The sequence below is a fragment of the Pseudoalteromonas sp. S2755 genome (genome assembly GCF_005886535.1).
GTDB lineage: Bacteria > Pseudomonadota > Gammaproteobacteria > Enterobacterales > Alteromonadaceae > Pseudoalteromonas.
The window spans coordinates 1-15,125 of sequence record NZ_PNDS01000022.1; the positions used below are offsets into that span (position 1 = coordinate 1).

A 15,125-nucleotide genomic window follows, 5' to 3' on the forward strand; every position below is an offset into this window, starting at 1 on the left:
AGGTGTATACAAATACCGCGTGGGAGAGAAGGCACAAGGGCGCGAATACATCAAAGAGGCCGAGGTAGCACCTCATCAAGAGCCCGGATATAAGCACGCAATCACACCAATAATACCAATAATACTAAAAATGGCTTGTACAATTGGAGGAGTCCATATAAGCGGGTTCACCCCGCGATCTTTTTGGTTTTAATGCCGTACCTTAGGCGGCGGAAATCCAGTGTCGTGATAAATCACGACCTACAAATTACAAGCTTCACAAATTTATTTTGTTAGCCTCATTTTCTGCTAAACGCATACCTATCGACAGGTAAAGGCAGAACAGCGATACTCAAGCAAATTGACAATATAGGGAAATGAACTTGAACGCGCAAACTCAAACCAAAAACCACTTTTTACTCTTCGCGGGTGTGTGTACAGCCATTGCGGCAGTGGCGCACATTGGCTGCATTATCTTTGGCGCGCCTTGGTATCGCTTTTTTGGTGCGGGCGAGGAAATGGCTACTATGGCCGAGCAAGGACTTATTTATCCTCACCTTATCACTGCCGTTATCGCTACAATTTTACTGCTCTGGTCATGCTATGCGTTTTCAGGGGCGAAATTGATCCGACAATTACCTTTGATGAAAACCGCTTTGTGTGTAATAAGTGCAATCTTTTTAATCAGGGGAATTGGCTTTGTTTTTATCATGTCAACGATCCCAGATAACAGCATGACGTTTTGGTGGGTGAGCTCTTCAATTTGTTTGGTAATAGGTGGCGCTTACGCGCTTGGAACCAAAAAGGCATGGTTACAAATCTAGCAGCTTTAAAAGCTAGCACTTCAGGTGCTAGCTTGTGTTCAGATAGGGTAGCTAACCTTATTCATTCAGTGCTGTTCTAACACCGGCTTCAAGTTCTTCGTGAACACATTTAAATAACCCAAGTTGGCGTTCAATGATATGTTCAGGTACACCCGCCATAGCGCGCGCTATGTTGCCGTACAAGCGCTGCTTTTGGGCATCATCAAATAGGCAATATAGAGCACGAGGCTGTGAAAAGTCATCATTATCTTTGCGGTGGTCGTATCTATCCGCCATTCCCTCAAGTTCAAGAGCAGGGCGTTTATACTCTGGATTCTCTTTTGGGCCTCCCATCGAGTTAGGCTCGTAGTAAGCATCTTCGTTACCACCGGGTTCATTGTTAAAAAATCGCATTGCACCGTCTTTGTGGTAATGATGCACAGGACATTTCGGGCGATTAACAGGTAATGCCTCATAATGCGTACCGAGTCGGTAGCGGTGAGCATCGGCATAGGAGAAAATGCGTGCTTGCAACATTTTATCCGGAGAAAATCCAATGCCAGATACCACGTTAGACGGACTAAATGCAGCTTGTTCTATCTCAGCAAAATAATTGTCTGGTACGCGATTTAATTCGAGTGTGCCAACATCGATGAGTGGAAAGTCGCCATGCGGCCAGACTTTGGTTAAATCAAACGGATTGTGTTGGAACTGTTTTGCTTGTGCTTCAGTCATCACCTGGATTTTCATATCCCACTTCGGATAATTTCCGCGCTCTATGGCCTCAAGCAAGTCTTCTTGAAAGCTCTCTCTGCTTTCGCCAATTACCGTTTTAGACTCTTCATCAGTATGATGCTGGTGGCCTTGTTGGGTTTTCATATGAAACTTTACCCAAACTCTTTGATTCTCTTCATTGATCAAACTAAAGGTATGTGAGCCATAACCGTTCATGTGCCTTACATCCGTTGGCAAGCCACGGTCAGACATTAAAATTAATACTTGATGCAGGCTTTCCGGTGACAGAGACCAAAAATCCCATTGTGCGGTGTTGGAGCGTAGGTTCGTTTTAGGGTGACGTTTTTGGGTGTGAATAAAATCTGGGAATTTATACGGATCACGGACAAAAAATACGGGGGTATTATTGCCAACTAAATCCCAGTTTCCTTCTTCAGTGTAAAACTTTATCGAAAAGCCTCTTACGTCACGCTCCGCATCCGCAGCCCCTTTTTCTCCGGCTACCGTGGAGAAGCGCATCAGAATGTCGGTTTGCTTACCAACCTCAGCAAATAGCTTTGCTTTGGTATATCGGCTTATATCGTTTGTTACCGTAAATGTTCCAAACGCACCCCATCCCTTAGCATGCACGGTACGCTCTGGAATACGCTCTCTATTTTGATGCGCCAGTTTTTCGATTAACTGGTAGTCCTCAACCAATAATGGGCCTTGAGGGCCTGCGGTCAAGCTATTTTGATTATCGGCGATTGGATTACCTGCGGTGGTCGTTAATGGACACTTCGTCATTGCTCGTTTCCTTCATATAAAATTTAGAAATTAACAGCAATAAATGAACCAAAATAAAAGTTAAATAGAAACAATTGGTTATAAATTTTGACGACGGGGGTTGTGAGTTTTACTGAGCAAAGTTTTCAGGGTGATGTAAGCGCTACGTGAATTATACAGACTGTTGAAATGCAGCGGTTTCATCCGCTGCATATTTAGAAATTAATGGTAGCTAAAGTATTAGAAAAACCTCGTTGAATTCCATAAACGTGTTTTACCACTATCTAACCCAACAAACTGCACCGTACCAGTCGTTACGTTACTTGGTAATGTATAGCTAATCGTTTTAGCTTGAGTACCATACGCAAATGCAGAAATACGTTTTACTTTAGTGCCATCAATGTATACATCTACGTATTCTGTGTTGGTTACATCAAAATTATACACTCCGTTAGTTTCAGCAACCGGCGCAAATCTATCTGAATTAAATGCTACCGTTGCACGCGCTGTGGGTTTTGCGAGTAACTTACGAGCGATCGTATTGAAATCTTGAGTATCACCATCGAATATGTCTTCAACGTTATAACTGACAACTTCATTGGCAACACAGCCGTAGTCCTCAATGAGCGCATTGATGTGATGACCTTGACGTACTGACTGACGCCACGACACCCGCATACTTTGATCATAAGGTAACGCTTGATATGGTGCACCCACGTACTGTACAAATAAACCGTGCTCAATTACGTTTGCGCCACCTGCACCAGTACGTTCGTGCTGTCCAAATACGGTTGCAATACCGTTATCTTGCATACCACATGTGAACATATCACCTGCAGAGTAGGTGTTAGCGTTTGCCCAAACCCCCACGTTACCATAATATGCCTGACCAATCTGGTTTGCTGCATCTTTTGTCATGAATGAGGTTGCAGCAGAGTATTGTTCATTGGTGCCTTGTACGTCAGCTAATACTTGGTGCCAATTATCACTTAGGTAAGTACCGAACAGGGAATTATTTAGAATATGGTGGTTCTCAGGTGTGTTGATAAAACGTACATGAGATGGAGTAACACGTTTTGGTGTAAACAGTTGTAGTAAATAGTCGTTGTATAGAATATTACCGCCAGGGTTGCTTCTAACATCAATAATAAGTGCTTTCGTGTCACTTAGCTGGTTATCTAAGATATCTATGATGGCAACAAGGGCAGTGTTAGTTCCATTTTTAGGTGAAAAAGAGGCAATCTTAATGTAGCCGACTGACTCGCCGTCTACTTGTACTTTATTCCATGTCACCGTCGGCTCAGCAGTGGCATTGGCTGCTAGGGCAAAAGCACTATCTTGTGCTGCAGCTTCTAACTCTTTAAATGTAGCAAATTCATAGTTAATACTTTGCGTAAACTGCGCTGCATTATCCTCTGTATTCGCTTGAGTACTCGGATTTCCGTTATAAACCAACCAAGGTAAGTTAACGCTATATATTTCGCCCGTTTCGTAAGATTCCAAAGTAAGCGTTAGCGCATCATTTTGTGGCGGCATCTGTTTATTATGTGATTTGATAGTCAAGTTGTTTAACGCACCAACAAACCCGCCATCTGGATTAGCCCCACCGCCTTGGAATAGTGTGTTGTTTACCACATCCGTTACTGCTTGGCCGTTGTATGCAATGACCTTATCGCCTAAAGAAACCGTTGATGTTTCTGGTGCAAGTACGGTGTAGTTTTGCCAGATACGGTTTACGCGTACTTCCTTGCTGCCATCTGTATTGACGGTTTGTGCAAAATGAACAGGCACAAAAGAAACAAAGTTTTTCATTGGTGCCGGGTAGTTATAGTCCAAATGAAAATCTCGCTGAGATAAGAAGATCTTTTGCAGCTGCTGATGAAATTGAGAAGAACTTAGATTTCCCATGTTATTGATTAGGTCATCTACTGCAACTACTGGGTCTAAGTGTCCGGCCGGAGAAAGTCCGTAGTACAGGTTTTTGGCATATTTATTGACGTATAAACCGTCAAGTAATAGTTTTGCTTGCTCAGCTACAAGCGCTTTTTGTTCATAACTATAATCTTGAATACTAATTTGGTCGCGTGTGTCTTCAAGATAGGATATTTGTGCCATTGCACCTGTTGTAAAGCTTAATGCCAGCAGACTGGCAACTGTTGATAATTTAAACATATTGTTATTGTCCTGTATATGGAAACAAAACTGTTTTATATCTTTTGGGTACAAAAGTCGATAGATGTTAAACAAAATGATGATAATTTATTGCTTTTATGTGTGTTGATTAAACCGAACTTCTTACTCGTTGCAGGCTAACTAAGGAGATTATTGGGAGGATTGAGTTTTAGAGGATTATTTGATTTGCCACGCAACACCCATTTGCGTGGCAACAAGGATATCGAACGCAAATTACGCTGTTTGATGTAACTCTTGCTCCATTTGATCTCTCATTTTAAACTTTTGGAGCTTACCTGTTACCGTCATCGGATAAGCATCAACCAATTTGATGTATTTTGGTACTTTGAAATAGGCGAGTTTATCTTTTAAAAATACACGAATATCTTCTTCCGAAATATAGTGTCCGGGCTTAAGTTGAACCCAAACACATACTTCCTCACCATATTTTTCGTCTTTGATCCCAAATACAGCGGCATCTTGAATATCATCATGATGATAAAGCACTTCCTCAATTTCTCTGGGATAAATATTCTCGCCACCGCGAATGATCATATCTTTTATGCGGCCGACGATACTGACGAACCCTTCGTCGTCCATTACCCCTAAATCGCCAGAGTGTAACCAGCCGTCATCATCTATGGTCGCCGCTGTTTTTTCTGGGTCTTGCCAATAGCCTTTCATTACGCAATAGCCACGGGCACATACTTCACCAGGCGTACCAATTGGGGCAATATGTCCAAGCTCGTCAATAATTTTGACCTCTGTATGTGGCATAGCACGACCAACAGTCTGCACGCGTTTCTCAACAGACGAATCGATTTCGGTAATATTGTTGATTGGGCTGCACTCGGTTTGCCCGTAACCAATGAGTACATCGGTCATATGCATTTGGGTTTGCACTTGGCGCATGACCTTTTCTGGACAGGTTGAGCCTGCCATCACCCCGGTACGCAGCGAAGATAGATCAAACTGTGTAAAGTCTGAGTGTTCTAATTGTGCGATAAACATTGTCGGGACACCGTGAAGTCCGGTGCATTTTTCTCGCTCAACGACTTCTAAGGTGGCAAGCGGATCAAAGCTATCGTTAGGGAATACAGCGCATGCACCTTTACTAATACAAACGAGATTACCGAGCACCATGCCAAAGCAATGATAAAGCGGCACGGGAATACAAAGCTTGTCTTGCTCTGTGATCTTCATGGCATTGGCGACGAGTAATCCGTTATTGAGAATATTACTGTGGGTGAGGGTGGCGCCTTTTGGGTTGCCTGTAGTACCTGAAGTAAATTGAATATTGATAGCGTCACTGGCACTGAGGTTAGCTGCAATCGCATTTGCCTCAAGGTAGTGGGCATCATTTGCTTTGGATAACAAGGTGCTGAAATTCATCAGGCCCGGTTCAATATCCTCGTCAATAAGCACAATTTGTTTGAGTGAGGGAAGGCGCTGTGAAGATAATTCGCCAAACATGCAGTCGTAGGATTCTGGTGCCAGCTCTCTTATCATGTCAACATAATGGCTATGTTTAAAAGACTTCGCCATAACTAACATCTTACACTCAACGTTGTTTAGCACGTATTCAAGTTCGCTTGGGCGATAGGCGGGGTTAATGCACACCATGATTGCGCCAATTTTAGCAGTTGCGAATTGCACTAGACTCCATTCAAGGTTGTTCGGAGACCAAATCCCAACTCTATCCCCTGGTTGTATGCCTACAGCTAAAAGACTTGCGGCAAGTTGATTTATTTTTGCCAGATACTCACGATAATTTAAGCGAACTGATTGATGAGAGACAACAATGGCTTCTCTTTCTGGATAATTGTCGACAATATCTTCTAGATATTGCCCAATGGTGAGTTGAGTAAGCGGTGCTACTTGGGGGCCTTTGAAGTAACTCTTTGTAAGTGCACTTGCATTTATTAATTGGCTCTCTGTTGTCATATCTTGTCCTTGCTGTTGATCTCTAGTTTTTATCATTATGCTTTATCAGTGATAACCTAATTGTCGACAAAATCAAGTGCATTTGGACGAAAAGCATGAAATTACGACTAATGGCTAGTGATAAAGTGTGTAATGGCAAGGTAGTGGAAAGGTGGTAGTAGCTTTATCAGACATATAAAAACGCCTGAAAATTCAGGCGTTTTGTGGTTTCACTTAAGGGATGTTATTAAGCTAATCCTTCATCTGTATCGACATGCTCATCTTTATGATGCTTCGCGATTTCATCTGAAAGCTCTTGCTTAGAACGCTTCTCTGACATCCGTCTCGCCATTAGCCAGTAAAAGAACAGGGGCAAGAAGAATACTGCAAGGAAGGTAGCCGAGAGCATACCACCCATTACGCCAGTACCCACACTGTGTCTTGCTCCTGCGCCAGCTCCAGAACTCATTACCAGCGGAACTACACCAAGTATGAAAGCAAGTGAAGTCATGATAATAGGTCTAAAACGCAGTCTTGCCGCTTCAAGGGCCGCGGTTGCTGGGCTCCATCCTTCTTGATACTTCATTAGCGCGTATTCGACAATAAGAATGGCATTTTTACCGGCAAGGCCAAGTAGGGTAACCAAACCGATTTGGAAGTAAACGTCGTTGGTTAGCCCAGCAATCCAGATTGAGACCAAGGCACCGAAAGTACCAAACGGCAGCGCTAACATAACTGAGAATGGCAATGACCAGCGCTCATAAAGTGCTGCGAGGATCAAAAATACCATGATCACAGCCATACCAAGAGCAATGCCGGTTGTGCCAGAGTTTTGCTTTTCTTGGAATGCAGAACCCGTCCACTCATAAGTCATATCTGGTGGTAGCACTTTGTTGGCGATACGCTCAAATTCTGCGATAGCTTGACCTGAGCTGTAGCCAGGTGCTGCCTCGCCCATTAACTTAACTGCAGATAAGTTATTGTAACGATTCATGGTTTCCGGACCGCGGCTATACTCAACATCCGTAAATGCAGAAATTGGTACCATTTCGCCACGGTTGTTTTTCACATAAATGCGGCCAACATCTTCCGGTGTCATTCTAAACTCGGCTTCTGCGGACATAATCACCTGCCATGCACGACCAAACTTATTGAAGTCGTTGACGTAGTAATTACCTAAATTGGCTGCAAGTGCGTTAAACGCAGAATTGATATTAACCCCCATGGCACGCGCTTGTTCACGATCCATATGCACCTTTAGCTGCGGAGCATCAGGACGCCATAGCGTTTGAATGCCTGTAAGGATAGGGCTCTTCTGCGCCTCGGCCATGATCATCTGCATACCTTGCTTCAATTTAGCAGGATCAGAGCCGCCTTTATTTTGCAAGAAGACTTCAAACCCGCCTGTTGTACCCAAGCCGAAAATTGGTGGTGGGTTAAACGCTAGCACTAGTGCTTCATTAATATGCGCGGTTTTCATAAATAACTCACCAACAAGTTCTTTCGCCGACACATCGCGTTCATCCCAATGTGTTTGCGTCACGAACATAGTCGCCGCGCTGTTTTTGAAGCCACCACCGATGAAGTCCATCCCCGTAAACGCCACGACGTTTTCGTTAGCTGGGTTAGACTTTGCTGCAGCTATCACTTCATCGGCCACTTTAGCGGTGCGCTCTAATGAAGAGCCGTCAGGCAAGAACACCGCAATCATGTAGTAACCTTGGTCTTCGTCTGGTACCAAAGAGCTTGGTGTTTTTTGCCACAGGAATACCGTTGCACCAATCATCGCTACCATCAAGGTTAGGCCAACAAAACCACGGCGAACCATAAAGCTAACCGCGCCAACATAGCGTCCGGTTACACGATGGAACCAGTCATTGAACCACAAGAAAAACTTGGCATCCTGTTTGTGCTCGTGCTTAAGCAGCAATACACAAAGTGCAGGCGTCATCGTCAGTGCAACCACACCGGATAAACTTACAGAGATGGAAATTGTGATCGCAAATTGGCGGAATAGTTCGCCTGTTAACCCACCCAGGAAAGCGATAGGTACAAACACCGAGCACAATACCAATACAATCGCGACTACGGGGCCGCTTACTTCTTGCATCGCTTTAACCGCTGCTTCTCTAGCCTGCAAGCCTTGCTCATGCATGATCCGTTCGACGTTCTCCAGTACTACGATGGCGTCATCTACCACGATACCAATCGATAACACCATGCCGAACAGCGTAAGGGTGTTAATCGAGTAACCGAGCATATAGAGACCTGCAAATGTACCAAGTAACGAGACCGGTACCGCAAGGGTTGGAATTAGCGTTGCACGCCAGTTTTGCAAGAACAGGTAAACCACTAAGAATACCAAAATCATTGCTTCACCAAGCGTTTTTAACACCTCTCGAATTGAGACTTCTACAAAGCGTGTGGTGTCGTAAGAGTTAACGTGAGCGAGGCCTGTAGGGAACTGAGGTTTGATCTGTTCAATTTCTGCTTCTACAGCTTTAGCTACGTCAAGCGCATTCGCGCCCGGTTGCAAGAATACACCGAGTAATACCGCTTCTTTACCGTTAATAGTGCCTTGGAAATTATAGTCTTTAGAACCAAGTTCTATGCGAGCAACATCCTTAAGGCGCAGCGTTGAGCCATCAGGGTTTGCACGAACGATAATATTTTCGAACTCTTCAGCCGTCGATAAACGTCCTTTCGCGGTGACGCTATAAACCAGTGATTGCGCGTCTTGAGATGTCGGTGTTGCACCAATACTACCTGCTGCATACTGAGAGTTTTGCTCTCTAATTGCACTCGCAATATCGTCTGCTGTGACTTGCAGTTGACTCATGATATCTGGGCGCAACCAAATACGCATGGCATAGTCTTTTGCACCGAAAATCTGCACGTTAGTCGTACCAGGAATGCGTTTGACGCGGTCAAGGATATTCATGGTGACGTAGTTAGATGTCCAGAGACTTTCTCGAGTTCCATCTGGCGAATAAAACGCGTGTACTTGCAAGAAGTTAGAAGAAGTCTTTTGAACCACCACGCCTTGACGTCTAGTTTCCTCTGGGAGACGAGCTTCCACTTGCTTTACTCGGTTGTTTACATCTACGGCAGCCTGATCAACATCTGTTCCAATCTCAAAAGTAACAGCGATCGTTGTTACGCCTGAGTTAGTACTGGTTGATGTCATGTACATCATGCCCTCAACACCGGTAATCGCATTTTCGATAGGGGTTGCAACGGTTTGTTCCAATACATCCGCTGATGCACCAGGGTATACTGCACGTACCTCAACTTGAGGTGGTGCAATTTCGGGATACTGCGCAACAGGCAAACTGCGCATTGCAGCAAGCCCCGCAAGCACTATCACGATAGAGATAACAAAGGCAAAAATAGGCCTGTTTATGAAATATTTGGAGAACATCAGATTATTCTCCTTGCTCGCTCACAGACACTGGCATACCTGGGAAGAAGATCCTCGCCATACCTTCAACGATGACAGGTTGACCTTCTTCTAAGCCTTCGCGAATAACCCACATATTTTCATTATTAAGCTTAACCCATTCACCAACTTTGACCGGCGCAGGTAAGGCTACGGTTACGCCTTGTTCATTTTTGGTAGCAATGTACACAAATTTCCCCGTGCCATTGTCTAGTACCGCTCTTTGCGGAACTACAATGGCGTTATTGCGTATCGCACCAGAGAGCTTGACTCGCACAAACTGACCTGGCCTTAACTCACCGTTCTCATTAGGAATACGAGCTTGTAACTCACTGGTCCCTGTAAAGCGGTTTACGCGAACGTCGCTAAAGTTTACTTTACCGGCTTGTCCATATAGTGAACCGTCTTGCAGAATAATCGTGGTATCAAATTCATTATGATCTGGTAATGACAATGAGCCATTTTCTACATCTTGGCGCATTGCCAATTGCTCACGCTCTGAAAAGCCGAAGCGAGCACGAATCGTGCTGATATCGGTAAGTTCGGTTAAAAGTACACTTGGACCAGAAACGTAGCTACCTTCTGACATCAGTTCACGACCGACAATACCAGAAACTGGTGCTTCCACTTTAGCGTATTCAAGGTCCAGCTTAGCTTCACTCAATGCGACTTTTGCAGATTCTAAATTCGCAACTGCAATATCGTAGGCCGATACCGAGTTATCAAAGTCGCGCTTTGATACTGAACGCTCGTTCTTTAAACGCTCAAGTCTCTCACTTTCTCGCTTAGTTTGATCAACGTTTGCTTTTGCTGCCTGAAGTGCTGCCTGCGCTTTATCTACCGCTAATTCAAAAGGTTTAAGCTCGATAGTGAATAGCGAATGACCAGCTTTTACAAACTGACCTTCCTCAAAGTTGCGAGATTCGATGATGCCAGAAACCCGAGAACGAATTTCTACTTCCTTATCACCCGCGAGGGTCGCCGGAAGTTCGATATCGAAAGGTACTGATTGAGTAGTAACTTGTTGTACACTCACTTGCGCAGGCGGCATTTCGTGGCCCCCTTGCTGTGGTGCTTCTGAACACGCTGACAAAGTGCCTAACGTGAGCATTAAAAAAGATAGGTGTTTAACACGACTGCGTATTGATGCTGGATACATGAACACTCCAATTCCTATATTATCATTGTATGCTGCCCCAACTTTAGCGGGGAACTACCTTGCAATTTGCCTTTAATAACGCACACTCGACTGGATGCAATCAGACAAGTGACTTCATTTCATACCTTAACCACACCAAAGTAAAGGCTATTTGTTCGACAATTAAACAAGTAAACGGTAGTGTATACTTAAAGAAATAAAAGGTAAACGGTTGCGTGTACTTTTCTTCAATTTAGGTATACGATCATGTGTACTTTTTATTAACGACTTTATTGATTAAAATAAAGGGAATGTTGATTTATTACAAAGAAGGCTTATCTCTGAATTAGAGAGGAGATTCTTGGTATACAACTGACCATGTGAGTAGCAGCTAGTTATTTATGGCTCGCTTTTCCCACTATTAATTAAAGACAGAATAAGTAAATGACGCAACTTTCACCAAAACAGCAGTCAATTTTATGTGCAGCGATAGAAGAGTTCGCTCAAAAAGGCTTGCAGGCGACGACGATGGAGTCGATCAGTCAATCAGCGGAAGTATCAAAGCGCACGTTATACAAGCACTACTCGACCAAAGACGAGCTCTTTGATGCCGTTGTTGAGCTGTTAATTGAGCGGATTAAGCCGATAACTGCGATACAATTTATCCCAAACTATGACTTTTCAGTACAACTGCAACATCTTGCGAAAAGCGCAATGACTTTGTTGAATGACGAAGACTATATGCGCTTGTCGCGCATTGTGATGATTGAATCGATGCGTAGCTTTGAGCAAGCACAGAATCTAAATGAAAAGTTTAGTCATTGTGAGGCTGCAATGATCCAATGGTTCGAGGATGCGGCAAATTCAGGATGTCTTGGTAGTTTTGATGCGGACTTTGCCGCAGCGTACTTCTGGGGCGCACTGAAAAAGCTAGGCTATTGGGAGCGCGCGATAAAATGGCAAGCTCCGCTTCCAGAAGCAGAGCTTGATATGTTAGTTGAAAAGGCAGTCGCGCTATTTTGTAATGGTGTTACTCAACCCCGATAAATCCGCCGGTTTGATGTGACCAAAGTTTGGCATAAATACCGCCTAAGGCTAGCAAGGATTGATGGCTTCCTTCTTCTACTATCCGACCTTCATCCATAACAATTAATCTGTCCATTTGTGCAATCGTGGATAATCTATGGGCAATCGCAATAACGGTTTTACCTTCCATCAGCGCATCTAAGCTCTCTTGGATAGCTTGTTCAACCTCAGAATCCAAAGCCGAAGTGGCTTCGTCTAAAATTAAAATTGGTGCATTTTTTAATAATACACGGGCAATGGCGATACGTTGGCGTTGGCCACCTGATAGTTTCACACCGCGTTCACCTACTTGTGCGTCAAAGCCAGTATTACCATGACTGTCTTCTAAGTCTTGGATAAAATCGTAAGCCTGTGCTTCTTTTGTTGCGGCAATTAGCTCACCTTCTGATGCATCAGGGCGACCATAAAGAATATTGTCGCGTACGCTGCGATGGAGCAAAGAAGTATCTTGCGTCACCATCGCGATATGACGTCTTAAGCTTTCCTGTTTTACTTTTGCAATATTTTGACCATCAATTTCGATGCTGCCGTCGTCGGTATCGTAGAATCTCAATAGTAAGTTCACTAGAGTCGACTTGCCGGCACCTGAGCGGCCAACCACACCAATTTTCTCGCCGGGTTTGATATGTAAGTTTAGGTTGTCGATGACGTTATGTTGTCTCGCTGCATCTTTACGCTTATAAGCGAAGGTAGTGTTACAAAAGTCGATTTTTCCGGCTTTAAAGTCTAATTGGGGCGCTGTTTGCTGATCAACAATATCAAGCGGTCTTGAGAGCGTGTTCATGCCGTCTGCAACTGTACCAATATTTTCGAATAGGCCGCTAATTTCCCACATTATCCACTGTGCCATACCATTTAGTCGCAAGGCTAAACCCACAGTAATTGCGATTGCACCAGCGGTTATCGCATTAAAAGACCATAAGTAGATGGAAAGTGCCGCGACTGAAAATACCAGCAGATAATTTAAGGCTTGAATACTAACGTTTAAGCTAGTTGCTAAGCGCATTTGCTTATATACAGGTTGAATAAACACATCCATGCTGTCTTTGGCATATTCTTCTTCTCGTTTGGTATAGGAGAAAAGCTTTACAGTTGAAATATTGGTGTAACTATCAACGATCCTTCCTGTCATTTCTGAACGAGCGTCAGCCTGCTCACTAGAAACACGTTTTAGTTTAGGAACGAAATAGAATTGGAAACAGGTATAGCAGCCAAGCCAGACAACCAGCGGGATCATCAAACGTATATCACTGCTTGCAACAAGCGCGAGCATTGCAGTGAAGTACACCAAAATATAAACCAGTACATCAAGTAGCTTCATGACTGATTCACGCACGGCTAAGGCGGTTTGCATCACTTTAGTTGCAATACGTCCTGCAAACTCGTCTTGATAGAATGTCATAGACTGTTTTAGCAAGTAGCGGTGTGCCTGCCAGCGAATAGCCATTGGGTAATTACCCAATAAACTCTGATGTAAAATGGCGCTGTGAAAAAAGACTAACAGTGGCAGTGCCACTAACGTGATCACAGACATTCGAATTAACTCGGTTTGCTTGGCTTCAAATAGCGTTTGTGGTGTATAAGTGGAGAGCCAGTCAACTAAATCACCCATAAAGCCAAATAGTGTTACTTCCAAAATTGCGAGGAGCGCAGCACTTAGCGACATAAATAATAAGGGTAATTCCATTCCCTTAGTATAGAAGCGACAGAAAGCCAACAAACCTTGTGGTGGCTGACCAACTTCTTGCTCGGGAAAGGGCTTGGTAAAGCGTTCAAATACTCGATACATGGATGATCCCTAAATTTGTTCAGCAGCTAGTCTACCTTGATAGTATGAAATGCGCGAGTCACAGATTGGTGCTTAATTTGCACGAATTATTATAGCTGTGTTTGGTTGAGTAGTTTTTGCGTAATGAGCTCACCGGTGACAGCATTATAGCTACTCAACGTCAGGGGTGTAGAATAGTGCTTTAAATAGACCTGATCATGTGGTTTTTCTACTGTAATTTTATCGATTGGGACGAGTTTATTACCTTCATCAACAAAAAATGATAACTCTAGATAGCATGGAAATACCTTTTTACATACACCGAGTGACTGTTGCTGTAGATCAAACGTTGAAGAGATCCAGCTAGGCCGATTATTGACTTTAGTGGTTTTGGGCCAAGTTACAGAAAGATCAAATCGTTGCGGATCTGAAGAGTAGTGTTGAGATTGACTTGCTACCCGTGCAAGCAGTAAAGGAGTATTACCACTTACTGATTGAACCTCAGATAAGCGAACCTGATCAACGGTGAGTGGATTAATTTTCAATGTTTGCTTGAGTTCACTCGCCAGTTGGTTTTGTTCATCTAATTGAGAAAATCCGAGGTGAACGAGTAATTTTGCATCGCGATTGTTATCAAATACCTTTTCTTTTATATGTTCGGCCGCGGCTTTTGCTCTACCTTGTTGTGAGTCGTGATCGTAGCTAACAATCTGATAGCCAAGCGATTTGGCTTCAAATATCAAACTAGCGTAAGTCGCTTCCATGGTGTAGATCCCATGCTCGTATGTTGTAAAGCCGTACTTATTGACTTGCTCTTCAACGCTTATCTGTGGGGTAAGCGCTTCTAATGCAAGATAGCGATAGCCTTGTTCATATAAAGGCTTCAATAGGGCAATTGTTAGCGCTCGGTGTTTAGCATTGTGATACGCCTCGTTTACCATAGTGATACGCGTGTCAGCAGCCTTTTGTTCTATGATTTCTAGTGCAGGAACTAGCCGATAATCGTTTAGCAACATATCTGGGTTGATCACCCCAGAGGTGAGTTTTTCTGCTTCAAAATAATTGCCGACAATAGAATGATAAGTTGCTGCATATTGAATGTTTGCTGAGCTGCTATCTAAATGCCCTTTGACTGGAATTTGGCTTTCAAGTGACTGCGTGTTTTCAAACACACGTTTATCTGAGTTAACACCAAAGATTAAAGAAGCAGGGTTAGCGCTTGAATTTGCTAATGCTGTTACGGATATCAGCGAACATGCGCAAAAAATAACGGCTTTTCCATATTGTTGAGGTAACACCTAAATCCACTCCTTGCGG

Annotated in this window: 9 protein-coding genes; 2 read left to right on the forward strand and 7 right to left on the reverse strand. The window is 43.6% G+C overall.

The genetic code is table 11. The features are described 5' to 3' along the window. Positions 1-356: 356 nt before the first annotated feature. A complete protein-coding gene (locus tag CWC03_RS04120) occupies positions 357-803 on the forward strand; it encodes a hypothetical protein (RefSeq protein ID WP_138580690.1) in 447 nt (148 codons plus the stop codon). Positions 804-860: 57 nt separating this feature from the next. Here CWC03_RS04120 and CWC03_RS04125 read toward each other — a convergent pair whose 3' ends face one another. The 5 genes from CWC03_RS04125 to CWC03_RS04145 all read right to left on the reverse strand — a co-directional run bounded on the left by CWC03_RS04125 (position 861) and on the right by CWC03_RS04145 (position 10,975). Next, positions 861-2,303 (reverse strand): catalase, encoded by a 1,443-nt coding sequence (locus CWC03_RS04125; RefSeq protein ID WP_138580691.1) that lies wholly within the window; start codon positions 2,301-2,303, stop codon positions 861-863. A gap of 219 nt (positions 2,304-2,522) precedes the next feature. After that, positions 2,523-4,454 (reverse strand): S41 family peptidase, encoded by a 1,932-nt coding sequence (locus tag CWC03_RS04130; RefSeq protein ID WP_138580692.1) that lies wholly within the window; start codon positions 4,452-4,454, stop codon positions 2,523-2,525. Positions 4,455-4,688: 234 nt separating this feature from the next. Further along, positions 4,689-6,398, reverse strand: coding sequence for an AMP-binding protein (locus CWC03_RS04135; RefSeq protein ID WP_138580693.1), 1,710 nt, complete (start codon positions 6,396-6,398; stop codon positions 4,689-4,691). Positions 6,399-6,624: 226 nt separating this feature from the next. Next, positions 6,625-9,798: an efflux RND transporter permease subunit gene (locus CWC03_RS04140; RefSeq protein ID WP_138580694.1), complete on the reverse strand. Its 3,174-nt coding sequence runs from the start codon at positions 9,796-9,798 to the stop codon at positions 6,625-6,627. Positions 9,799-9,802: 4 nt separating this feature from the next. Beyond that, on the reverse strand, positions 9,803-10,975 hold the full coding sequence (locus CWC03_RS04145) for an efflux RND transporter periplasmic adaptor subunit (protein WP_138580695.1): 1,173 nt from the start codon (positions 10,973-10,975) through the stop codon (positions 9,803-9,805). 423 nt (positions 10,976-11,398) lie between these two features. On the opposite strand from CWC03_RS04145, the gene CWC03_RS04150 reads away from it, so the two are divergent. Next, on the forward strand, positions 11,399-12,001 hold the full coding sequence (locus CWC03_RS04150; RefSeq protein ID WP_138580696.1) for a TetR/AcrR family transcriptional regulator: 603 nt from the start codon (positions 11,399-11,401) through the stop codon (positions 11,999-12,001). Here CWC03_RS04150 and CWC03_RS04155 read toward each other — a convergent pair. Continuing rightward, complete coding sequence (locus tag CWC03_RS04155; RefSeq protein ID WP_138580697.1) at positions 11,985-13,829, reverse strand: ABC transporter ATP-binding protein; 1,845 nt, start codon at positions 13,827-13,829, stop codon at positions 11,985-11,987. The genes CWC03_RS04150 and CWC03_RS04155 overlap by 17 nt on opposite strands. A gap of 89 nt (positions 13,830-13,918) precedes the next feature. Beyond that, complete coding sequence (locus CWC03_RS04160; protein ID WP_138580698.1) at positions 13,919-15,106, reverse strand: hypothetical protein; 1,188 nt, start codon at positions 15,104-15,106, stop codon at positions 13,919-13,921. Positions 15,107-15,125 lie beyond the last annotated feature (19 nt).